At 38.8% G+C, this 21,336-nt stretch carries 24 protein-coding genes; 20 read left to right on the forward strand and 4 right to left on the reverse strand.

What is annotated here, in order from left to right; genetic code table 11:
* The 5 genes from FAY30_RS05575 (at nt 1) to nhaC (ending at nt 6,317) form a co-directional block, all read left to right on the forward strand.
* Complete coding sequence (locus FAY30_RS05575) at nt 1-693, forward strand: response regulator transcription factor (protein WP_149868951.1); 693 nt, start codon at nt 1-3, stop codon at nt 691-693.
* Nucleotides 671-2,914, forward strand: coding sequence for a sensor histidine kinase (locus FAY30_RS05580; protein WP_149868952.1), 2,244 nt, complete (start codon nt 671-673; stop codon nt 2,912-2,914). Before FAY30_RS05575 ends, FAY30_RS05580 begins: the two co-directional genes overlap by 23 nt.
* Before the next feature lie 34 nt (nt 2,915-2,948).
* Complete coding sequence (locus FAY30_RS05585) at nt 2,949-3,467, forward strand: RNA polymerase sigma factor (RefSeq protein WP_190284831.1); 519 nt, start codon at nt 2,949-2,951, stop codon at nt 3,465-3,467.
* A gap of 162 nt (nt 3,468-3,629) precedes the next feature.
* Nucleotides 3,630-4,727: an amidohydrolase gene (locus FAY30_RS05590; protein ID WP_223820909.1), complete on the forward strand. Its 1,098-nt coding sequence runs from the start codon at nt 3,630-3,632 to the stop codon at nt 4,725-4,727.
* 168 nt (nt 4,728-4,895) lie between these two features.
* The gene (nhaC, locus tag FAY30_RS05595) at nt 4,896-6,317 is read left to right on the forward strand and encodes a Na+/H+ antiporter NhaC (protein WP_149868954.1); all 1,422 of its coding nucleotides are present in this window, start codon (nt 4,896-4,898) and stop codon (nt 6,315-6,317) included.
* Between the two features lie 44 nt (nt 6,318-6,361).
* Here nhaC and FAY30_RS05600 read toward each other — a convergent pair whose 3' ends face one another.
* Entirely contained in the window at nt 6,362-7,618 is a 1,257-nt protein-coding gene (locus tag FAY30_RS05600; RefSeq protein WP_149872614.1) for a transcriptional regulator, read from the reverse strand.
* A gap of 90 nt (nt 7,619-7,708) precedes the next feature.
* Between FAY30_RS05600 and FAY30_RS05605 the strand changes: the two genes are divergently transcribed.
* From FAY30_RS05605 to FAY30_RS05655, 11 genes are all read left to right on the forward strand, one after another.
* On the forward strand, nt 7,709-8,818 hold the full coding sequence (locus FAY30_RS05605) for a mandelate racemase/muconate lactonizing enzyme family protein (protein WP_149868955.1): 1,110 nt from the start codon (nt 7,709-7,711) through the stop codon (nt 8,816-8,818).
* Nucleotides 8,819-8,830: 12 nt separating this feature from the next.
* Nucleotides 8,831-9,526, forward strand: coding sequence for an N-acetyltransferase (locus FAY30_RS05610; RefSeq protein ID WP_149868956.1), 696 nt, complete (start codon nt 8,831-8,833; stop codon nt 9,524-9,526).
* 158 nt (nt 9,527-9,684) lie between these two features.
* Nucleotides 9,685-10,050 (forward strand): VOC family protein, encoded by a 366-nt coding sequence (locus FAY30_RS05615; RefSeq protein WP_149868957.1) that lies wholly within the window; start codon nt 9,685-9,687, stop codon nt 10,048-10,050.
* A gap of 23 nt (nt 10,051-10,073) precedes the next feature.
* Complete coding sequence (locus FAY30_RS05620; protein WP_149868958.1) at nt 10,074-10,511, forward strand: SRPBCC family protein; 438 nt, start codon at nt 10,074-10,076, stop codon at nt 10,509-10,511.
* A 39-nt stretch (nt 10,512-10,550) separates the two neighbouring features.
* The gene (locus FAY30_RS05625) at nt 10,551-11,006 is read left to right on the forward strand and encodes an NUDIX hydrolase (RefSeq protein ID WP_149868959.1); all 456 of its coding nucleotides are present in this window, start codon (nt 10,551-10,553) and stop codon (nt 11,004-11,006) included.
* A 68-nt stretch (nt 11,007-11,074) separates the two neighbouring features.
* Nucleotides 11,075-11,590 carry a GNAT family N-acetyltransferase gene (locus FAY30_RS05630; protein ID WP_149868960.1) on the forward strand — a complete coding sequence of 172 codons (516 nt, stop codon included), beginning with the start codon at nt 11,075-11,077 and terminating at the stop codon, nt 11,588-11,590.
* A gap of 133 nt (nt 11,591-11,723) precedes the next feature.
* Nucleotides 11,724-12,218 (forward strand): DUF456 domain-containing protein, encoded by a 495-nt coding sequence (locus FAY30_RS05635; protein WP_317845708.1) that lies wholly within the window; start codon nt 11,724-11,726, stop codon nt 12,216-12,218.
* Between the two features lie 17 nt (nt 12,219-12,235).
* Nucleotides 12,236-12,532: an antibiotic biosynthesis monooxygenase family protein gene (locus tag FAY30_RS05640; protein ID WP_149868962.1), complete on the forward strand. Its 297-nt coding sequence runs from the start codon at nt 12,236-12,238 to the stop codon at nt 12,530-12,532.
* 130 nt (nt 12,533-12,662) lie between these two features.
* On the forward strand, nt 12,663-13,238 hold the full coding sequence (locus tag FAY30_RS05645; RefSeq protein ID WP_149868963.1) for a hypothetical protein: 576 nt from the start codon (nt 12,663-12,665) through the stop codon (nt 13,236-13,238).
* Nucleotides 13,239-13,271: 33 nt separating this feature from the next.
* Nucleotides 13,272-13,559 carry a hypothetical protein gene (locus tag FAY30_RS05650; protein ID WP_149868964.1) on the forward strand — a complete coding sequence of 96 codons (288 nt, stop codon included), beginning with the start codon at nt 13,272-13,274 and terminating at the stop codon, nt 13,557-13,559.
* Nucleotides 13,560-13,643: 84 nt separating this feature from the next.
* Nucleotides 13,644-14,873, forward strand: coding sequence for an RtcB family protein (locus tag FAY30_RS05655; protein ID WP_149868965.1), 1,230 nt, complete (start codon nt 13,644-13,646; stop codon nt 14,871-14,873).
* A gap of 39 nt (nt 14,874-14,912) precedes the next feature.
* On the opposite strand, the gene FAY30_RS05660 is transcribed toward FAY30_RS05655, so the two are convergent.
* Nucleotides 14,913-15,839 (reverse strand): LysR family transcriptional regulator, encoded by a 927-nt coding sequence (locus tag FAY30_RS05660; protein WP_149868966.1) that lies wholly within the window; start codon nt 15,837-15,839, stop codon nt 14,913-14,915.
* Nucleotides 15,840-15,956: 117 nt separating this feature from the next.
* Between FAY30_RS05660 and FAY30_RS05665 the strand changes: the two genes are divergently transcribed.
* Both FAY30_RS05665 and FAY30_RS05670 read left to right on the forward strand, forming a co-directional pair.
* A complete protein-coding gene (locus FAY30_RS05665; protein ID WP_149868967.1) occupies nt 15,957-16,742 on the forward strand; it encodes a class I SAM-dependent methyltransferase in 786 nt (261 codons plus the stop codon).
* 112 nt (nt 16,743-16,854) lie between these two features.
* Nucleotides 16,855-17,073 carry a hypothetical protein gene (locus FAY30_RS05670; protein ID WP_149868968.1) on the forward strand — a complete coding sequence of 73 codons (219 nt, stop codon included), beginning with the start codon at nt 16,855-16,857 and terminating at the stop codon, nt 17,071-17,073.
* Nucleotides 17,074-17,126: 53 nt separating this feature from the next.
* On the opposite strand, the gene FAY30_RS05675 is transcribed toward FAY30_RS05670, so the two are convergent.
* The gene (locus tag FAY30_RS05675) at nt 17,127-18,089 is read right to left on the reverse strand and encodes a D-2-hydroxyacid dehydrogenase (RefSeq protein WP_149868969.1); all 963 of its coding nucleotides are present in this window, start codon (nt 18,087-18,089) and stop codon (nt 17,127-17,129) included.
* Nucleotides 18,090-18,357: 268 nt separating this feature from the next.
* On the opposite strand from FAY30_RS05675, the gene FAY30_RS05680 reads away from it, so the two are divergent.
* Nucleotides 18,358-19,125 carry a 3-hydroxyacyl-CoA dehydrogenase gene (locus tag FAY30_RS05680; RefSeq protein WP_149868970.1) on the forward strand — a complete coding sequence of 256 codons (768 nt, stop codon included), beginning with the start codon at nt 18,358-18,360 and terminating at the stop codon, nt 19,123-19,125.
* A gap of 86 nt (nt 19,126-19,211) precedes the next feature.
* On the opposite strand, the gene FAY30_RS05685 is transcribed toward FAY30_RS05680, so the two are convergent.
* On the reverse strand, nt 19,212-19,418 hold the full coding sequence (locus FAY30_RS05685; protein ID WP_149868971.1) for a zinc ribbon domain-containing protein: 207 nt from the start codon (nt 19,416-19,418) through the stop codon (nt 19,212-19,214).
* Between the two features lie 137 nt (nt 19,419-19,555).
* On the opposite strand from FAY30_RS05685, the gene FAY30_RS05690 reads away from it, so the two are divergent.
* Nucleotides 19,556-21,301 (forward strand): sigma 54-interacting transcriptional regulator, encoded by a 1,746-nt coding sequence (locus FAY30_RS05690; protein ID WP_149868972.1) that lies wholly within the window; start codon nt 19,556-19,558, stop codon nt 21,299-21,301.
* Nucleotides 21,302-21,336 lie beyond the last annotated feature (35 nt).

The following is a 21,336-nucleotide window of genomic DNA, read 5'->3' on the forward strand; positions in this document are numbered from 1 at the left end:
ATGGATCAATATTTTGTGCTAGTCGTAGATGATGAAAAGGAAATCCGCGATGCGATTGAGATATATTTAAAAAATGAAGGAATCACCGTGTTAAAGGCTAAGGATGGGATTGAAGCATTAGAAATATTAAATGAGCAGGAGGTTCATTTAATTATCTTAGATATTATGATGCCTAGACTGGACGGAATTTCTGCTACATATAAAATTCGCAATAAGAAAAATATACCAATTATTATTTTGAGTGCAAAAAGTGAGGATACAGATAAAATCCTGGGACTGCAGGTGGGAGCGGATGATTATGTCACAAAACCGTTCAACCCAATGGAGCTTGTAGCCCGCGTGAAATCGCAGCTAAGAAGGTATGTAACGTTTGGTACCTTTGAAGGTGTAAAAAAGGTAATTAACTTAAACGGACTTACTCTTGACCAAGAAGCAAAAGAAGTAACTGTACATGGTGAGCCGGTAAAGCTGACACCGATTGAATATAAAATTGTTGAACTGTTAATGACAAATGCCGGCAGGGTGTTTTCTATCAATGAAATCTATGAAAGGGTCTGGAATGAACCATGCTACAACGCTGAAAATACCGTCGCCGTTCACATCCGAAAGATTCGTGAAAAAATTGAAATCGATGCGAAAAATCCAAGATATTTGAAGGTGGTGTGGGGGATTGGCTACAAAATGGAAAAGTAGATTAACAATCGCATTGACGGCATTTCTGTTTACCTTTGGCTTAAGCGGAATCTTGGCTTTTTTCATCCATGGAAGCAATTTTATCCATCGTGATTATTTCCATACACCTGATTTCCAAATGCAGCTTGATGAATTCAAAGGTTATTTAGGTTCGTTTGAACTGTATGATATACCTATTGAGGAAGCAAAGAAGGAAATAAAGGTGACAAAGGCTGATATTACAGAGCATCGTTATCGCTATGGTAATCTCCAAGATCAAATCAGCAATTTAAAGATGCAATATGAAGAACGTATTCAGCGGTCTTTTGATGATGGGAACAAAGAGGCGGCCGATGCTTATACTGCCGAAAGGGATGCAAAAATTGAAGATATCACAAAGAATTTTGAAAGTGATGAGTATGTTGAGCCCAAGGTTGCAAAAGAAAAAGAGAAACGAATAGAAGAATACTATAAAAAAAGAGAAGACTATCGGTCAATGTATCTAGAGTACAAAGAAGCCTTTCGTTATTATGTTAAGAATAACGCTACAGGTAAACTCTATACAAATCTAAAAGATACAGATGAAGATATATTAAATAAAGAATTTAATACGAAAAATGCACTTTATGTGACGAATATATCCATATCAAGAAATGAAGCCATAAATCTTGGGGTTCCAGGGTATGAGGAAATTGAGGAATCTATTATTCCCAAAACCATAGGAGCGTATAAAGGGCAAATAGCTGTCATGGCAACACCTTCCACAAGTAATTATATCACGGAAAACTATAGGAATTATCAACAGACTCAGATGCTATTATTTATTTATTCTTTGGCGGGTCTACTAGCGTTCATTGTGAGTCTGATAATTTTAAAAAAATCGCAGGCCATACCGTCAGCAGTCGAAAAATGGCGGCCTTATTTTAACAAGATTCCCATTGACGTTAGGATGGTTTTTTTAATCATAGTTGTTATTGGAGCATTTATCGCCATATATGTTGTTAGCGATCAAATCATTTATGTATTAGAAAATCCTTACTTTGGTGTAGAGATAAGTACAGCGTTACTTATCGGTTCGTTAATCTCCGCTCTTTTATTTGTCCAGTGGAATTACTTTTTGGCGGAGATTAAAGATTTGCCAAGCCTTAAAAAGCAAGCAGAAAAAGCAATCTTCAATAAAGTATTTAAGAAAATGAGAATGTTATTACAAAAATCCAAAGAGAGCTTAGCAGAGGCATTCTTAAAACAAAGCACTGGTACGCAATTGTTTATATTGTTAACCATTGTATTTGGCCTAGGGTTAGCGGCGATTATCATTGCGATCCATCCTGTTTTCATTCTTTTTTATCTGCTCCTTTTGGGGGTTATTGGCATACCAATGGTGATCATGCTAGTCAAAAGAATTGGGTATTTTAACCGGATTGTTGAAAAAACGAATGAACTGGCTGCTGGAAAGCTTGGGGATAATTTGCCGGTGACAGGAAAATCGGTGTTGGCCGCACTTGCTGACAATATTAATCAACTAAAGCAAGGAGTAAGAACCTCACAAAACGAGCAGGCAAAGAGTGAGCGGCTGAAGACAGAGTTAATTACAAATGTCAGTCATGATCTAAGGACACCGTTAACCTCTATCATTACATATACGGAGTTGTTAAAAACGGCAGATGTATCAGGTGATGAAAGGACTGCATACCTTGAAATTATTGATCGAAAATCCAAGCGTTTAAAGGTTTTGATTGATGACTTATTTGAAGTATCCAAAATGGCAAGCGGCAATATTGAATTGAAAAAGGAAAAGGTTGACCTTGTCCAGCTATTACAACAGGCACTTGCTGAGCATGACGATACAATCAACGCATCAAGTCTCCAATTTCGAGTAACAAAACCTGAGAAGCCAGTTTACTCTTTCGTAGACGGACAAAAGCTATGGCGTGTTTTTGACAATCTAATTGGTAATATCCTTAAATATTCGCTGGCTCACTCACGCGTTTATATTACGGTATCAACCGTGGACGGAAAGGCATCGATTACCTTTAAAAATGTTTCAAAATATGAACTTAACGAAAATAGTGAGGAATTATTTGAACGGTTTAAGCGCGGCGATACATCCCGGCATACAGAAGGGTCGGGTCTGGGACTAGCCATTGCCCAATCCATTGTAGACCTTCATGAAGGAAGACTTGAGATTTCAACGGATGGCGATTTGTTTAAAGTACAGATTTCTCTAATGCTAGTGGAATAGCAAATTGATTGGAAAGGATTCATGGGGGAGATAAATGGTGAACAAGATAGATTTTTCAGAGGTATATCGATTGTATTATAAACGGTTGTTCCATATAAGCTTTTCCATCACAAGAGATTTGCACCTGGCAGAGGATGTCGTTCAGGAATCATTTATTAAAGCGATGAAAAAAGTCGATACAATCGAAGACGAGAAGAAAATGGGTGCATGGTTGTCAGTCATTGCCACAAGAACGGCAATCGATTATGTCCGCAGCGAACGGAAAAAAAAGGCGGTTTTGATGGAGCAGGAAATGCTTGAATGCTTAGGAAAAGAAATGAAGCAGAACGTAGAAGAAGAAGTGGAATTCGAGCTTTTAACCGAACAGGTGAATCATGCCATCGGGAAACTTACACTTGAGTATCAAGATGTCCTTAAGCTGAAGATTGGCCAAGGCTTAAAAGAACATGAAATAGCCTCTGTCCTTAATCTAAAGCCAAGCACCGTGAAAATAAGGATTTATAGAGCAAGGAAAAAACTGAAACTACTATTTCTTAAACAAATTTGTGCTTAATACAATAAACAGCTGTAACATAAAAAGGGCAACTGAGACAGATCGGTGTGCCCTTTTTAAATTTTGCCACCATAGACGATTCGATTTAAAATATGTTGCCTTACACCTAAAATGGTGTACTATTTGTGTAATACCTTTTTGATAGAATTGGAGTGTTTTTCTTTGGAGGAAAATTTTGAAGGACAGATTTTAACCTGGTTTGATCATTTTCATGCACATCCGGAAGTCAGCTGGAAAGAATTTAAGACAACGGAAACAATCGCAGGTATTTTAGATGAGCTTGGTGTTTCATACAAACGTTTTTCTGATGTGACTGGTTTAATCGCAGAAATCGGTGAAGGGGAGGAAGTGATCGCTGTTCGGGCCGATATTGATGCATTATGGCAAGAGGTGGACGGAGTCTGGCAAGGGAACCATTCCTGTGGCCACGATGCGAACATTTCGATGGTTCTTGGCGCCCTTTTGTATGTGAAAAATAAACAAATTAACAAAAAAATCCGCTTTATTTTCCAGCCGGCAGAAGAAAAAGGTAGTGGTTCCATCGCCATGATTGAACGCGGTGCATTGGAAAATGTCTCCCATCTTTTCGGTATTCATCTTCGCCCAGCAGAGGAACTGCCGTTAGGAAAAGTGGCTCCTTCCATCCATCATGGAGCAGGCATCTTCCTAGAGGGGAAAATAATCGGCACTGACGCTCATGGTGCACGGCCTCATCAAGGGAAAAATGCGATTGATGTGGTAGTGGCATTGCATCAATTTATTAAATCTATTTATCTATCACCATTCGAATCCTATTCAGCGAAACTGACGAGAATTATTGCTGGTGGAGAGAATATGAACATTATTCCCGGAACAGCTGAATTCGCCCTTGATATACGTGCACAAAAAAATGATATCTTGAACAAGCTGCAATCCAAAATTGAAGAAGGAATGACCGGGATTAGCAAGCTTTATGAAGTTGAAATACAATGGAACTGGGTCGATTATACACCGGGAGCAGAAGTTTCAGCTGAAGCGGAAGCAATTGCAAACGAAGCAATTCGTCTCGTTGCCGGCAATGAAGTAGCTGCACCTCCGGTTATTACATCCGGCAGCGATGATTTTCATTTTTATACCGTGAAGCATCCTGAAGTTAAAGCAACTATGATAGGAGTTGGGGCAGACCTGAGACCGGGATTGCACCATCCGAAAATGACATTCAATCGCTCGGCTCTCGACCTGGGGGCACGCATTCTTGCTGAAACATTGCGAAGAGCGTAATAAAAAGACACGATGCAGGTGACATCGTGTCTTTTTATTTTTCTGAAAAGTCTAAAAGTACTATTGACGAATAACTAAAGATTGTTTTACTATAGGTTTAACGTCTATTAAACGACATCGATGATAGGAGAAGGCTTTGACAATCCGATAAAAAATGGGGGAAACTGTATGAAAAAGGAAATACCATTTAAGGTAGCGATCATCCCACTTGTGGCAATGATTGTCGTTATGGGGTTAACGGTTATCGTCCTGGAGCAGGGACCGCACATGCCGCTTATTTTTGGAACTGTTGTTGCGGCCATTGTTGCGTGGCGTATGGGGTTTAAATGGGATGAAATTGAAAAAATGATGTATAAGGGGATCCGTCTCGCCCTGCCAGCTGTTGTCATCATCATGCTTGTTGGAATAACGATTGGTGCATGGATTGGCGGCGGAGTTGTGGCAACGATGATTTATTATGGTTTGAAGATTATTACCCCATCACTTTTTCTTGTTTCCATTACCGTTATTTGTATGATTGTATCGTTGGCTATCGGCAGCTCCTGGTCGACTATGGGAACGATTGGTGTAGCAGGGATGGGAATTGGTTTAAGTATGGGGATTCCTGCACCGATGATTGCTGGTGCGATTATTTCGGGCTCTTACTTTGGCGATAAAATGTCACCGCTTTCAGACACGACCAATCTAGCATCCGGTTTAACTGGTACAGATTTATTTGTCCATATTCGCCACATGCTATTCACAACAGTTCCTGGTATCGTTATTACCTTAATTATCTACGGAATTATGGGCTTCAAATTTGGTAATGCTGGAATGGATAAAGCAAGTATTGATCAAACAATAGGTGTCCTTCAAGACAGCTTTGTCATTTCACCTTTTCTATTGATCATTCCAGTTCTCGTTATTATTTTAGTAGCCAAAAAAGTACCGGCCATACCAGCACTCATTATCGGAATTATCATGGGTTTCCTATCACAAATTTTCATACAGGGCGGCTCTGTTTCATCTGCGTTTACTGCGTTACAAAGCGGTTTTGTGATAGATACTGGAAACGAAATGGTCGACAATCTATTTAACCGCGGTGGTTTAGACTCCATGATGTACACGGTATCGATGACAATTGTGGCGATGACGTTCGGTGGGATTCTTGAGAATTCAGGAATGCTTGAGGCAATTGTAAAGCAAATATTAAAATTGGCAAAATCAGCAAAAGGGGTGGTTGCTTCAACAGTTGTTTCCTGTTTCGCAACAAATGCTACCTGTTCAGAGCAATACATTTCGATTGTGATCCCATCTCGTATGTATGCGAAAGCCTATAAGGAAAAAGGACTTCATTCAAAAAATCTCTCCCGTGCACTCGAGGATGGCGGTACATTGACCTCCGTTTTTATTCCATGGAATACGTGCGGCGTGTTTATTTTAGGGACCCTTGGTGTCCATGCCTTTGAATATGCACCATACGCAATCTTGAATTATCTTGTCCCGATGATTTCGATTTTCTATGCGATGACAGGAATTACGATTGAAAAATTACCGGAATCCGAAATGCTTCAAATAGGGAAAGTCGAAGAGGAAACGGCAATCGTTTAGGTAGAAAAAGGAAAGTCCGTTCTATCTCGGACTATCCTTTACCTTTAATAATATACGGGAAGGTGGAGCTCATAGATTGCTCTTGGTCGACCTTGTTGGTACGTCATTTCTTCGCCAACATTCTTCACATAACCATGGTCGGCAAGCTTTTTTATGATACGTTCCGTGGATCGTCGTGTCACATGTAAATATTCACTAAGATCTGCTGCAGTAAAATGAACAGATGTCCGCGACTTACTGAATTCGATAATCTTGGAAAGGTTGGCCGGACTTAATTTCGTTTGTTTAGCGACCTGAACAATTTTAGGATCATCATGCTTCAAATGATGCTGTTTTGCATCATGGGGAAAGGGACCAAGCAATTGTTTTTCTTCAGTTAATATGTAACCACATTTGCCAGTCTCGTCTTTTTCGGCAAACTGAAGTGCAACCATGGCATTTTGTTCAGCATCCGTTAAGGTTTTTCCGTAGCCAAAGCCAATTTTGCAGGGGTCTTGCCAATTGTCTAGGAAGTCTGTAAGGATATTTTGGTCTATTAAACTCTCAATTTCACCTCTTGTACTGTAAAAAACAAATAAGTTTTCATCCAGCTGCTGGGCTGATGCGTGAAATTTTGCGGTAAAAACAGATATATGTTCGAATAAAGCCTTCGCAGAAATATAGCCAACAGCCACTTGAGATGCTTTTCTTTTATACAGTTCTGCCATTGCTCGTGCGTTTTCAAGTCCGCGGCGCAATGATATTTTGGGGTCGATTATCCTTTTAACAGGGATTCCTAGGGCATTTAAACGATGATAAATGGCATGAACACTTGTTATGGCTAGGTCAATTTCCCCTTGGTCCCAAAGCGCCTGATGAAAAGCGACAATTTTACTTAAATCAAAATGGCCTTCTACCATTTGTCGATAGGCCAATATCTGTATCTCGGGCAAGTCAGATTCAAGCTCTGCCAGGACATTTGTGACTACAGAAGAGTCAATTAAATCAATGGAAATTCGTCCAAGCGCAATTTTTTTAGTATATAATATGGATAGGAACGTGGAGGCGACTGCCATCTCATCCGTTGCTAAGCAATGGGAAGGAATGGGCAGCAGCTCACGATTTTTTTTAGAAAAATAGTAGGGCAATGCCCCAGAGAAAAAAACAACATCGCATGGTTTTAATTGTGTTACTAGCGCTTCAGCTTCAGCAGGCTCTTGATAAATATACGGGTCAATCTCGATATCCGGTAAATCGGCTGCGATGGCGAGAATGTTATTAATAAATTCATTTGAACCGATGACAGCAATCTTGGTAGTCAGTTCCAAGCACCTCCTTCAATCAATAAACGTCTATTTAACGACAACTATATCAAATGATGAAATATCTGTAAACTGAAAGGAAGAATGACAATGAAAATTACTGCAATTCACCTTTATGCTATCCACTTACCGTTGAAGGATCCCTTCGTAATTAGTTATCATACGTACCAATATATGCCGGCCGTTATGGTGAAAATAGAGACTGATGAAGGAATCATCGGCTACGGTGAAGCAGTGCCGGATGAACATGTGACAGGGGAAACATGGGAAGGTGTATTCCATATCCTTAAAAACACGATTGGTCCTGTCATGTTAGGGCAAAACCCAATGGAAATTGAAAAAATACATGATCTAATGAACAATACGATCTATACTGCCCCGGCAGCGAAGGCAGCAATCGATATCGCTTGCTTTGATATTATCGGAAAAAAATTACGGCAGCCTGTGTACCAGTTGATTGGCGGGCGCTACCATGATGAATTTCCGATTACCCATGTATTAAGTATTGCTGATCCTGAAAAAATGGCTTCAGAAGCAGCTTTAATGGTGGAGAAGGGTTATGGTTCTTTTAAAATGAAGGTTGGAACGAATGTGAAAGATGATGTCGAACGAATCAAAGCCGTCCGTGCAGAGGTAGGTCCCGATATCGCCATTCGGGTTGATGTCAATCAAGGTTGGAAAAATAGCGCAGTCACTTTATCAGCGCTAAAACAATTGGAAGATTATCAAATTGATTGGATAGAGCAGCCGGTTATTGCTGACGATATTGATGCAATGGTTGAGGTGAAGTCGAAAACAACGATCCCTTTAATGATCGATGAAGGATTAAAAGGACCCCGTGAAATGCGGGAAATCATCCAAAAAAGAGCCGCAGACAAAGTAAATATAAAATTGATGAAATGCGGCGGTATCTATCCTGCGGTAAAATTAGCCCATCAGGCAGAACTTGCGGGAATGGAGTGTCAGATCGGGTCAATGGTTGAATCCTCAGTAGGATCGGCAGCAGGCTTCCATGTTGCATTTTCGAAAAAAATCATTACCAGTGTTGAGTTAACAGGTCCATTGAAGTTCACTAAAAATATCGGTGACCTAGCATACGAGGTACCATTTATTCGCTTAACCGATAAGCCTGGATTAGGTGTGGAAGTTAATGAGGAAATTTTACATGAGTTAACAATATTTCAAGACGCTATTCGCTAAGGAGGGAAAAAGATGAGTTCTATTTTTCAAGGAAATCTGGGAGTTCAGCCATACATCGTCCAAAGATTATCAATAGCTAATTTGCCAAAAGTTTTATCAATTCAGGAGCAGGTTGTTGCAAATTTAGAGAAAAAATCCAACCTTCAGCCGCTCACTCCAGAAGAGTTTCAGTATATTTTAGAAGGAAACGGCTTGATGATTGGGGCGTTTGTCAGCCAAGAATTGATCGCTTTTCGGGCGTTACTGGTTCCGGTTGTAGGAGATTCTGAACACCTGGGACTGGATATTGGTTTATCAGAAGCAGAGCTGCCATCGGTTATTTATCAAGAAATCTCGAATGTCCTTCCAGAATATCGCGGGAATGGCTTGCAGAAAACATTGGCAAAGGTGATTATGGAGGAGTTAGAGCAAGAAACTCATGATTTTCGTTATGTTTGTACGACTGTTGCTCCATTCAACATCCCAAGTTTAAAGGATAAATTTGCACAAGGAATGCAAATTGCTGGTCTGAAAGAAAAATATGGCGGCATGCTGCGCTACATTTTCGTCAAGGATTTGAACGAACCACAGAGGACAGATTACAAGGAAACAATTGAGGTTTCCATGAACGATATATCAGACCAACAAGAAAAACTTGCACAAGGCTGGCGCGGGGTACGAATGAAGATGGATAGCAATCAGACTATCATAATTGAATATTGTCGATAGAAAAGAGGGGCGACTCTCTTTTTTTTAGTTTGGTTATAAAATGAAGCTGCAACTTTATTCAAGAAAATTCCGATTTATAAGTGATAGAAATATTGATAAATAAAGATATAGGATAAAATGGAACTAGGTGTATAAAAAATAGCATTAGGAGGAATAAGATGAAAAGTGCCAGTCCTTACATTTTTGTGGATAATTGTCAGGAAGTAATGGGTTTTTATCAAAATCTATTTGGTGTGGAAATTACCAATGTTCAAAAAAGCGATGATGGCAAGTGTTTGCATGCCGAACTTCATCTGGGCAACAGTATCATTCACTTTTCAGATACCTTCGGTAAGACCAAAATAGGGGATAATGTACGCATTAGTTTAGAATGTGATAGTGAAGAAGAAATTAGAAGAGTGTATGATTCGCTTAGCCAAACCGGAAAAATTACTTACCCGCTGCAGGATACGTTTTGGGGAGCGATCCATGCAAACCTAGTGGATCAGTTTGGCATTGGCTGGCTGCTTAATTATCAAAAATAATTGAAAGTGGGATGATAAAGTAAATGAATAACCTTACAAAAATGAAAATAAATAAACCTGCGAATGAAGTATTTGAGGCTTTCGTTGATCCTTCGAAAATAGGGAACTTTTGGTTCTCCTCCAGTTCGGAAAGATGGGAGGAAGGCAAAACTATTACTTTGAAATATGATGAATACAACGCTCAAGGCGATATTGAAGTAATGAAAATTGAAGAAAATAAAAAAATTGTCTTCGGTTGGGGAGCTAATGGAGAAGGGCATATTGTAACCATCACACTGAAGGAGTTGGATCATTCAAGTACTATCATTGAAGTAAACGAAGAAGGATTTAATGAAAATGATGAAGAGCTAATAGCGCAAATGATTGATAATAAAGAAGGCTGGGTTTTCATGCTGACTTGTTTAAAGGGATATATAGAATTTGGCGTGAATGAATTAAGAGGCGGATTAGTGAAGGATTGACCTGAAAAGAAATTTTAAAAATATATTGGGGATAAGAAAATGACTCAAAATGGATTTGTTTTAGTTGTTAGTGTATCAATTATCAAAGGCGATGAAGTATTAATTATTAAAGAAAATAAACCATCTGCAATTAATAAGTGGAACTTTCCATCCGGATGTATTGAGCATAATGAGGACATACTCGATGCAGCATGCAGGGAAGTAAAAGAAGAAACAGGCTTTGATGTGAAACTTACTGGAACTACAGGTGTATATAATTTTATTAGCAGCTCAAATGACCAGGTAATTTTATTTCATTTTACTGGTGAAATTATAGGAGGTTCATTGAAGCTTGAAGAGGACGAAATTATAGCTAGCAGATGGATAAAGGTGCCTGAACTTATCGATTTTAATCATTCTGAATTGCGTGAGGCAAGTGTAATAGGGCAAATAGTAGATAGATTAATAAGTAAACGAACTCATTCTATCACAGTTTTTAACGAAAAAATTGGATAATAGAGGGGAAAATTGGTGGCCAATTAAAGAAGCAGTGTTTCTGAAGGAACTATAGGAGGATTAATGGTTTGTTTCAAACAGAAAGATGTCTTATTAATACCTTTAAAAAATCGGATTATATAGAAGTGAGAAAATTATATGTAAATCAGGAAGTAAGAAGATTTCTTGGCGGCACACGTCACGAAGATTCGATTAAAGAAGTATTAGAAGAAATGCTTAATTCAGGTGATGACTCCTTTTATTGGGTTGTTAGAGAAAAAGACACTGAAAATTTCATCGGTTTAGTTTCTCTTGATCCTCACCATGACGGAGATAATCTCGAAATATCGTATCAAATTTTACCGAATTGGTGGGGCTTGGGCTATGCCACTGAAGTAGTTCAAGTGATAATAAATTTTGCATTAAATGAATTGAAACTTTCAAAAATAGTTGCTGAAACACAAACTGCAAATAAACCCTCTTGTAGACTATTAGAGAAAGTAGGTTTGCAACTAGAAAGGAAAATTATCCGATTTGGAGCAGAGCAAGCCATTTACTTCATCAAATCTCCCTATATAGAACCAAATAATTTCCTCTTTAATTGATGAAGGACTAGGAGAAGCGCATTTTATTGAAGTAAAGTTGGGTTTACACAAAGTGTAAAAAGGATTGGAAGGATAGGGCGATGTTTTGATATCCTTAATATTGTCAATATAAGTTATATAATTGATAAAAGAGGTGCTAACTATCCTGGAAATTATATTTTGGATTATTATAATAGCGTGTTTTATCTTTAGTTTCGTAGGACTTGTTTATCCCATTATCCCCTCTGTTTTGCTGATTTGGGTTGGTGTGGTGTTATATCATTTTGGAATTAATCCAAATGAGCTTACTTGGATCACGTGGACCATGCTCGTGTTATTGACGATTTTTTTATTTTTAGCAGATTATTTAGCAAATCTTCACTTTGTCGATAAAGCTGGCGGGTCTAAGTGGGGGACGAGAGCTGCAACGATTGGATTAATTGTGGGAAGCTTTGTCATACCGCCTTTTGGCGTCCTGATTGTCCCATTTGCCCTCGTATTAATTGCTGAATTGATACAAAAGAAGACATTCCAAGAATCCATTAAAGTAGCGTTTGCTACCCTTATAGCCTTTTTTAGCGGTACCTTGGCAAAAGCAATCATTCAGCTTATTATGATTGGTGTCTTTGTATTTGGGGTGATTTTTTAAAAATTGGAGGAGATTATATGATATTGGAAGCTGCAATGCTTCAGGTTAAGCAAGGAATGGAAGAGGAGTATGAGGATGCCTTTCGTCAGGCATCGAAAATCATTTCTTCCATGAAAGGTTACATCTCTCACGAATTACAGCATTGTATGGAAGTCAAAGGAAAATATTTACTACTGGTTAGGTGGGAAACATTAGAAGACCATACAGTTGGGTTCAGGCAATCAAATGAGTATCAAGAATGGAAAAAACTATTGCATGATTTTTATGACCCATTTCCATTAGTTGAACACTTTGAGAAGGTTCAACTATCATAAGTTGTTTGTAACAAGAGATGAGGCTCTTCTATTATGAGGGCTTTTTTTTTTAACAAACTAACCATAGAAGGTTATTTTTCCCACATTACCGAATATATAAGGATGATAAATGTAATGGGAAGTGTTCATTTTGAACTATATATTAATGGGCCTTGTTTTTCTTTATTCAATGTATCAATTGTTTATAAAAGGTGTTAATAAAGAGGAATTGGAAGATGTACATCCTAAATCAATTACAAATTTACTTCGCTACCTGCTATTTGGGACAATAAATTCATTTTTTGCAGGTTGGCTTTTTGAAATAGACTGGTTAATTTGGATTGCCTTTTATTCGGTCATCGGAATTATTTTTTGTATAAGATTCAATAAGGAAGAAAATGATTTTTTCAAAAAGCTGCTAGTCGCTTTCCTTGTATTCCTATTTTTCTGCGGGTACCGAGTGCCAACCCATCCCGCATCATTTGAGAACTACATCAATAGTAAAGAAATGTACCAATGTGTAACAAGATGGGAATGTGTAAAAATCACAGCCGAAGCCAAAGAAGATAGCTCATTAAGAGCAAAAGCAGAAATTCTTTCAATAGAGGGCTATAGATTTGATTGGTATTTCCTGTTCGCAAAGGGTTCGATGCAGCTTGCTGACGATAAAGGGAATGTTGAAGAATTCAAGGGTATAAATATTTGTGGCTTTTGGATTGAGTATTAAAAAGCATTTTTACGAAAATTTGGAGGCGTTTTTATGCAATTATTATTCTGGCCATGTACAATTGCCTCACTTATTGTTTGCATCATTGCTTTAAGTACTAGAAAGTCAAAACTCCTTATTGGGTCTGCACTCCTTATTTTACCCATGTCCCTTTACCTGACAGCATCACCTCTTTTTCTCGTTTGGGGATTAATATTCCCGCTTCTGTATCTTGTAGCGGCAATATTCGTCACAAAGAAACGGAACGGGGCAGCTTTTTTGCTTGTCATTCCTAATTTTATTCTAGTCGGATGGCTAGGGTTTGTTGTTTTAACTCAGTAGGAAATTTGTCACATAAAGCTCGTTGCCCAAATTTTTATTATTTGGTAGCCTATTGTTAATCTGCGTTCAAAGGAGGGAAAATAAGTGATTAATGTAAAGAGGTCACAAACAGAGGCAAAGGTATTTTCAAATTATCCACAGGAAACCGCGCTTGAGCAAATTCAAGAATTGTGCAATCAGGCATTTTTAAAGGAAACAAAGATTAGTATTATGCCAGATTATCATGCTGGAAAAGGCTGTGTGATTGGAACCACTATTCAGTTAAAGGATAAAGTTGTCCCCAACCTGGTTGGCGTTGATGTTGGCTGTGGCGTGTTAACCGTCAAGCTGCAGGACAAAAAAGTTGATTTTAATAAGCTTGATCAGGTTATCCGTACCTATGTCCCGAGCGGCCAAGAGATTCATTCAGATGAGACCGTTGGCTTTATTCACACGAGTTTTCCCGCCGTTCACGAATTTAAGGCAGAGCATATTTTAAGTGAAAACAGAAGCCGATATAGCTTAGGGACCCTCGGCGGCGGCAATCATTTTATCGAGGTTTCTATTGATTCCGAAGGGCACCACTATTTAACAATCCATACCGGCAGCCGCTATGTCGGGGCAAAAATCGCCACTTATTATCAAAAGGTAGCGATTTCGAAGCTGCGCCAACATGATTTAACGGAGATGATTGAAAAATTAAAGGCGGAAGGCCGACAAAAAGAAATCCAGGCGGTCATCCAAGGATACAAGGAGAAAAATCCTGTCATTCCTAACGATTTAACCTACTTGGAAGGCGAGGATTTCGCCAACTATATTCATGATATGAAATTAGCTCAAAGCTTTGCAAAAGCAAATCGCGAAGAAATTGCCAAGGCGATTACTGATAACATGGGTTTTGAAGAGGTGGACCGCTTTGATACGGTGCACAATTACATTGATACAGATAACCTGATTTTACGAAAGGGTGCGGTCTCAGCACAAAAAGGCGAACGCCTCATTATCCCAATCAACATGAGGGACGGTTCGATTTTAGCAGTCGGTAAAGGCAACGAGGATTGGAATTTTTCGGCACCGCATGGCGCTGGCCGCGTGCTGAGCCGGACAAAAGCGATGAAAAGCTTACGTATGGATGATTTTCATAACACAATGAAAGGCATCTGGACAACGTCTGTTTCAGAAGTAACCCTTGACGAAGCGCCAATGGCCTACAAGCCGATGAATGAAATCTTAGAAAAAGTTGAAGAAACAGTTGAAATTAAAAGCTTTATTAAACCGGTTTATAATTTTAAAGCAAGTGAAAAATTCAAACCGGAAAGATATAAAAAATCTTAGTGAGATCGGGAGAGACTGATATCAGCAGCCTCTCTTTTTTTATCTTTGGTTTTTATAGATTTCGATTAAAGCTCGTGCATTCATGCTTAGATAGCGTTCCTTTTTAAAGGTGAATACTAAGGTCCGGGCAGGATGTGAAGCTAATTTAAAATACGTAAGAGCAGAATGATAAGTACTTCCATCAGCCACCATTTCTGGAACGATTGTTAGGCCGAGCCCATTCCTTACAAGAGATTGGGCTGTTTCAATACTGCTTGTTTCGTAAGCAATCTTCGGATCAAATCCAGCTCTTGCACATATTTCAAATACCGTGCGTCGAAAACCGTATCCTTGTTTCAATACTATAAATGGACAATTGGCAAATACCTCTATAGGTACGGTATTTGGATTGATTGTTTTGGAGGACGAGACGGCTTGTTTTATGGTTTCTGGCATCCATTGTACTTGTTCATTTGGTAATGCAAGATAAAGAGGCTCTGTCAACATCGTTTTCGTTAGTAAACGGGAATCTTCAATGGGAAGTGATAATATAGAAATATCTACTAATCCTCTTGCTGTTAAATCTATTAGTGTATCTGTCGATTCTTCTATTAAACGAATGGTCACATTTGGATACAGTTCTTGGTAGATTTTCAGAATTGGCGGTAAAATATGTCCTCCGGTAATAGCTGTTGAGCCAATTTTTAATTCCCCTCTAATTCCTTCCTTTCGTTCAAGGATCTCCTCTTTTAAATCATCACGCATTTGTAAAATCTTCTCGGCTTGTTTTACAAACACTAAACCATCGGGTGTAAGTTCTACTTGACTGCCTGGTTTACGATTAAATAAATATACACCGAGATCCGTTTCCAATTTGGAAATTTGTTTACTTAATGAAGGCTGCGCAATATGAAGATTGGAAGCAGCTTTTGTGAAGCTCTTTGTTTTATATATCTCTAATGCGTACTCGAATAGCCTCATTTCCATACGACCACCCCATAGCTAATAGCTATTAATATAATAGATTATATATCTTAGACGAATAATTGGTATATGAATTATGATGAAAATATAAATTTTAAAAAATTGAAGGGGTGTTAGTACATGAGTTCTGTAAATGTGTGGAATGCAGATTTGTATGATAATAAATTAAGTTTTGTGGCAAACTTTGGTAAGGGCATTGTTGAACTTCTTCAGCCGCAAAAGGGCGAGAGGATCCTTGATTTGGGCTGTGGCACTGGAGATCTTTCCTATGAAATTTCTAAGTCTGGGGCGTTTGTGATCGGGATGGATTCATCAGAGGCCATGATTATAAAAGCACGTGATAAATATCCGCAAATCCCGTTCATCATTGATAATGGAGAAACATTTAGAACCAATGAAAAATATGATGCTGTTTTTTCAAACGCAGCCCTTCATTGGATGAAAAATGCTGAGAATGTAGTTGAGTCAATTGGGATGGCATTATGTAGCGGCGGCCGCCTTGTTGCTGAATTCGGCGGCAAAGGAAATGTCCAAACCGTTATTCAGGGAATAACAGAGGTACTTAATCAAGATTACGGAATCAATGTAGAAAATAGAAACCCTTGGTACTTTCCAAGTATTGGGGAATTTAGTACATTACTAGAGCAGCACGGATTTAAGGTATCGTATGCTCATCATTTTTCTCGGCCTACACCGTTACCAGATGGGGAAAAAGGGCTAAATCATTGGTTGAATGGTTTTGCAGATGACTTTTTTCCTGAATTCTCGGAAGAAGAAAGAGTAGTTATTTATGAAAAAATCAAAAATAAGATTCAGTACAATTTATTTAAAAATGGTATATGGGTAGCGGATTATGAACGAATTCGGATTGTGGCAAGTAAGGAAACAAATGGTTCTGTTTTATAATAAAACAGAAAGAGTGGATATTAACTAAAAGTAAATTGGTCTAAATCTAACGGTAAACCTATATTTTATATGGAAGGATACACATATTCCATATGAAATAGGTGAGACCCATATGTTTGCTGTTCATTTTTTTGAAAAGAAAAATCTGTTATTAAGTCAGCTGCTTCAACGTGTTCCGACTGAAGGGGAGGATCTAAAAATTAAAGGCAAGAAAGCAAAAGTTTCAAGTGTTAGTAGTGTGGATGAAAATGTTTTTCATGTCCAAGTGGTTGTAGAAACGGTTAAGAAAAGTAAATTTGTGGTAGATAACGCAAAAAAGAAAAAAAGGTAAATAAAAAAAGCAGTGTAATTTCAATTTGATTGAAATTGTACTGCTTTTAATAGTTAATATCCTTTTGAAAAATCAACAAGATTAATGGTTGGTGTTTTTCCCGCAAGATAGTCTTTAAGATTAGGGATTAAGATGTTTTCGATTACGCGCTTGTTATAGTGCTCCGTTGAACCGGAAGTGTGCGGCGTAATAATGACGTTTTGCATTTCCCATAATGGACTTTGCGCCGTTAATGGTTCTGTTTCAAAAACATCTAAACCTGCACCGGCGATAGTTCCTTCTTGGAGGGCCGTAATAAGCTCCTCCTCTACTACGATTTCCCCGCGTCCAATATTAATAAAGAAGGCAGAGTTCTTCATTTGGTTAAACTGTTCTGCACCAAATAAATGATGGGTTTCTTTTGTATGTGGGAGAGTCACCACAATATAGTCACACTTAGGCAGCAACAGATCTAATTGATCTGGAGTGTACATTTCGTCCACATAGTCAACCGGCCTGCCTGAGTTTCTTACACCAAGTACAGTCATCCCAAATGCCTTGGCAATCTTCGCTGTTTCTTTGCCAATCTCTCCTACGCCAATGATTCCAATTGTTTTCTCGTGCATTTCCAGCCCCATGTGTGCATGATGCCAGGTTTTTGCTTGTTGGTTTTTAACGTATGTATGAATTTTTCGAGTTAAGCCAAGCATGAAGGCAAAAATGGTTTCAGAAATGGGATAGGCGTGAACGCCATTAGCACTTGTCAGGGTAATTTGATTCGCTCGCAATGTTTCAAGCGGCAGGGAGTCGATTCCGGCACTCCAGGTTTGCAGCCATTTAAGCTTGGATTCAGAAGTAAGGCAATATTCCTCCAACCCCTTTTTCCAGCCGGCAATAATTTCAGCATCCTTAGCATGTTCCAGATAGATCTCTTTATCTTTGCTTACGATAAGCTCCCAACCAGGAATTACATTTTTAATTAGCTCGATTTGATCCTGTTCCAGTTTATGGGTGATGACCATTTTCCTTTTTTCCATACAATCCCTCCGTCAAAAGATGCCAATATAAATTAATGATAACGCAAGTAAGGAAAAATATTAACATTTTTTGAATAACCATTTCATTTCCCCTTTTCTTCGTACTCCAACCTGTACAATTTTTGGGCACTTTTAAAAAAACTGTCCGAACCATAGACATTTGAAAAAGGATAGCTGTTTGATCCGACTAATCTTTATGAAAAAGTCTCATCTGGCATAATTCTTGCAAAATAGGAGGTTAGGAATGTCATGAAGGAGGACAAAGTATATGAAAATACAAGATTGTCGCGCAATTGTTACAGGCGGCGCGTCTGGACTTGGTGAGGCAACAGTTCGTACCATTGTTCAAAATGGTGGAAAGGCTGTTATTTTTGACCAATCAGAAGAAAAAGGTGTGCGCCTTCAAAGTGAGTTAGGGGAAGAAGTTTTATTTCTAAGAGTGGATGTAACAAAAGAAGAGGATATTCAAGAAGCGGTTAATAAAGCGGCAGAATTCATGGGCGAGGTCAATTCGGTTGTGAACTGTGCCGGGATTGGAATAGCAGAAAAGGTGCTTGGACGAAAGGGTGCCCATAATCTAGCGCTCTTTTCAAAAGTGATTAATGTGAATTTAATAGGATCTTTTAATGTGATTCGTTTGGCAGCGGAAAAAATGATGAGTAATGAAGTGAACGACCAAAATGAAAGAGGTGTGATCATCAATACTGCTTCGGTTGCAGCTTACGATGGACAAATTGGCCAAGCTGCCTACAGTGCATCAAAAGGCGGAATTGTTGGGATGACTTTGCCGATTGCGAGAGAATTTGCCCGTTACGGAATCCGTGTTATGACCATTGCTCCAGGACTCTTTCACACACCAATGTTTGACACGTTGCCCCAAGAAGCCCGGGACTCACTTGGAAAAATGGTGCCGTTTCCTTCAAGACTTGGCTACCCAAATGAGTATGCCCACCTTGTCCAAAGTATTATCGAAAACCCAATGCTTAACGGGGAAACCATCAGACTTGATGGAGCCATCCGCATGCAGCCAAAATAAAATAAAATGAAATGGCTCAGTTCGCTAAAAATAAAATCATAGATATTTTTTCATAGGGAATCCCTCAAAGGAATTCCCTTCTTCAATCAGCCTCCCAAGAATAGATCGATAATATTGGAAGCTGTCGATGTTTTCTTGTTATAAAACTCCGAATAACCACACTTCTTGCAAAAAACTACCGTAAACCTATTGTGCTGGATATCTAACATTTTCGATATTCCTGTTCCTGTCATCGCCACATCTTTTGTACCTGTATCACGGCTTCCGCATTTAATACAGCCTTTTTCGCTCATCGTGTCACTCCTCAATATATTGTCTTTAAATATCTACGATTAATAAGTTTAAATGTTTCATAATTTTCAAATTGTTATTGCGGAAATATTCTGTGTTTTTGGTACAATAGAGGTATGTGAAAAGAGGGAGTGATGACATGCTCCAATTTAAAGACATAATTACACCCGTTGATTTTATTGCCACTGAAGATACGACGCTAAAAGAAGCGATTAGCCTCATGCACCAAAAGAAGTGGAATCTTTTGCCTGTTACAGATTCATGCAGTCATCCCGTTGGGGTTTTTACCCGAAGCAGTTTGCATCAAATGGTGACAGAAGAAACCTCACTTACCACTCCAATTAAAAATTACATAAAAAAACGGGTTGAAAAGATTCGTATTGATACCCCTTATGAAAAAATTGAAGAACTCGTCAAAACTAGCAAGGTTGGCACGGGTGTGGTCGTGGATGAACAGAATCGTGTCGTAGGAATCCTGACGAAAACGGACATGGTGATGTCACTCTTGCAAACCTCTCAAGAATTACAAATGATAAAAAAATTAAAGAGAACATTGGAAACGGCGATTGACCATGCTTTTGATGGAATCATCATGACGGATGAAAAGAAAGTCATTACCATGGTTAGCCCTCCGCTCTTGGAATTGTTTAATCTTCTAGAAGATGAGGTGCTGTACAAACAAGCAGTTATTGTTTTACCGCAGCTGAATCTCGAAAAAGTTTATGAATCGGCAACAGCAGAGGTTAGCGGATTTTTAGAAATCAACGGGATTAAATATATCGTTCACCGGATTCCAATTATTGAGGATGGAAAAGTAATCGGGGCAATCGGCAAGGTTGTCTTCCGCCAATTAAACGAGGTGAGCGAATTATTTAAAAAGCTTCAGAAGGCAGAAAATAAGGCGAACTTTTATCATCAGCAATATCAAAAATCGGAAACAGCCAAGTTCACCTGGGAACATATTTTAAGTACGGACCCCTTTATGGAAAAATTGAAGAAAAGCGGTGCGAAGGCAGGAAAAGGAAGATCGACGGTGCTTATTCTCGGAGAGAGCGGAACCGGAAAGGAGCTGTTTGCTCAAGCGATTCATAACAGCAGTGCTAGAAGCACAGGTAAGTTTGTCGTTGTTAATTGTGCTGCGATTCCTGAGGATTTACTAGAATCCGAGTTTTTTGGCTATGAAGAGGGAGCGTTTACCGGAGCAAAGCAAAAAGGAAAGCTTGGGAAGTTTGATCTTGCAAACGGTGGGACACTTTTCCTTGATGAGATTGGCGACATGTCTCTGACCTTGCAAGCGAAGCTACTTCGCGTCCTCCAAGAACGGGAATTTTACCGGGTTGGCGGAACCGTAAAGATAAAAGTAGATGTCCGAATTATTGCTGCCACGAATAGAAATTTAGAAGAGATGGTCAAAGACGGTCTTTTTAGAGAGGATTTATATTATCGTCTCAATGTTATTTCGCTTCATATTCCGCCGCTCCGCAATCGTCCATATGATGTTAATCATTTAATCAGCCAGTTTATGATTGAATTTAATCAAATTTTAGGTACGAGTATTACCGGTTTGGAGGATGATGCCAATAAAGCACTGCTGAATTATGACTGGCCGGGAAATGTTCGGGAATTAAGGAATGTTATGGAACGGGCGATGACATTTTCTGAAACTGGAAAAGTGAAATACGAGGACCTCCCGGATTATTTAATGAAACAAGTTCAACTCAATGAACCAATTTTACATGTATCCATGGTTAAAAATGCAGAACTCGAGGCAATTAAAAAAGCGCTTGTGCAGGTGCAGGGAAATAAAGTGCAAGCAGCTAGATTACTAGGAATCAGCCGCTCTGGTTTGTATGAAAAAATAAAGAAATACAAACTAACAACGTAAATCCAAGGGTGTCCAGTAATTGGACACCAAATTAC

Origin of the sequence: Bacillus sp. S3 (genome assembly GCF_005154805.1) — a bacterium.
Lineage (GTDB): Bacteria > Bacillota > Bacilli > Bacillales > Cytobacillaceae > Neobacillus.

Bases quoted from the DNA above. Each gene is read 5' to 3' on its own strand.
- FAY30_RS05575 (WP_149868951.1), top strand. From the start codon at position 1: ATGGATCAATATTTTGTGCTAGTCGTAGATGATGAAAAGGAAATCCGC.
- FAY30_RS05585 (WP_190284831.1), top strand. From the start codon at position 2,949: ATGGTGAACAAGATAGATTTTTCAGAGGTATATCGATTGTATTATAAA.
- nhaC (WP_149868954.1), top strand. From the start codon at position 4,896: ATGAAAAAGGAAATACCATTTAAGGTAGCGATCATCCCACTTGTGGCA.
- FAY30_RS05605 (WP_149868955.1), top strand. From the start codon at position 7,709: ATGAAAATTACTGCAATTCACCTTTATGCTATCCACTTACCGTTGAAG.
- FAY30_RS05610 (WP_149868956.1), top strand. From the start codon at position 8,831: ATGAGTTCTATTTTTCAAGGAAATCTGGGAGTTCAGCCATACATCGTC.
- FAY30_RS05615 (WP_149868957.1), top strand. From the start codon at position 9,685: ATGAAAAGTGCCAGTCCTTACATTTTTGTGGATAATTGTCAGGAAGTA.
- FAY30_RS05620 (WP_149868958.1), top strand. From the start codon at position 10,074: ATGAATAACCTTACAAAAATGAAAATAAATAAACCTGCGAATGAAGTA.
- FAY30_RS05625 (WP_149868959.1), top strand. From the start codon at position 10,551: ATGACTCAAAATGGATTTGTTTTAGTTGTTAGTGTATCAATTATCAAA.
- FAY30_RS05640 (WP_149868962.1), top strand. From the start codon at position 12,236: ATGATATTGGAAGCTGCAATGCTTCAGGTTAAGCAAGGAATGGAAGAG.
- FAY30_RS05650 (WP_149868964.1), top strand. From the start codon at position 13,272: ATGCAATTATTATTCTGGCCATGTACAATTGCCTCACTTATTGTTTGC.
- FAY30_RS05660 (WP_149868966.1), bottom strand. From the start codon at position 15,839: ATGGAAATGAGGCTATTCGAGTACGCATTAGAGATATATAAAACAAAG.
- FAY30_RS05665 (WP_149868967.1), top strand. From the start codon at position 15,957: ATGAGTTCTGTAAATGTGTGGAATGCAGATTTGTATGATAATAAATTA.
- FAY30_RS05670 (WP_149868968.1), top strand. From the start codon at position 16,855: ATGTTTGCTGTTCATTTTTTTGAAAAGAAAAATCTGTTATTAAGTCAG.
- FAY30_RS05675 (WP_149868969.1), bottom strand. From the start codon at position 18,089: ATGGAAAAAAGGAAAATGGTCATCACCCATAAACTGGAACAGGATCAA.
- FAY30_RS05680 (WP_149868970.1), top strand. From the start codon at position 18,358: ATGAAAATACAAGATTGTCGCGCAATTGTTACAGGCGGCGCGTCTGGA.
- FAY30_RS05685 (WP_149868971.1), bottom strand. From the start codon at position 19,418: ATGAGCGAAAAAGGCTGTATTAAATGCGGAAGCCGTGATACAGGTACA.
- FAY30_RS05690 (WP_149868972.1), top strand. From the start codon at position 19,556: ATGCTCCAATTTAAAGACATAATTACACCCGTTGATTTTATTGCCACT.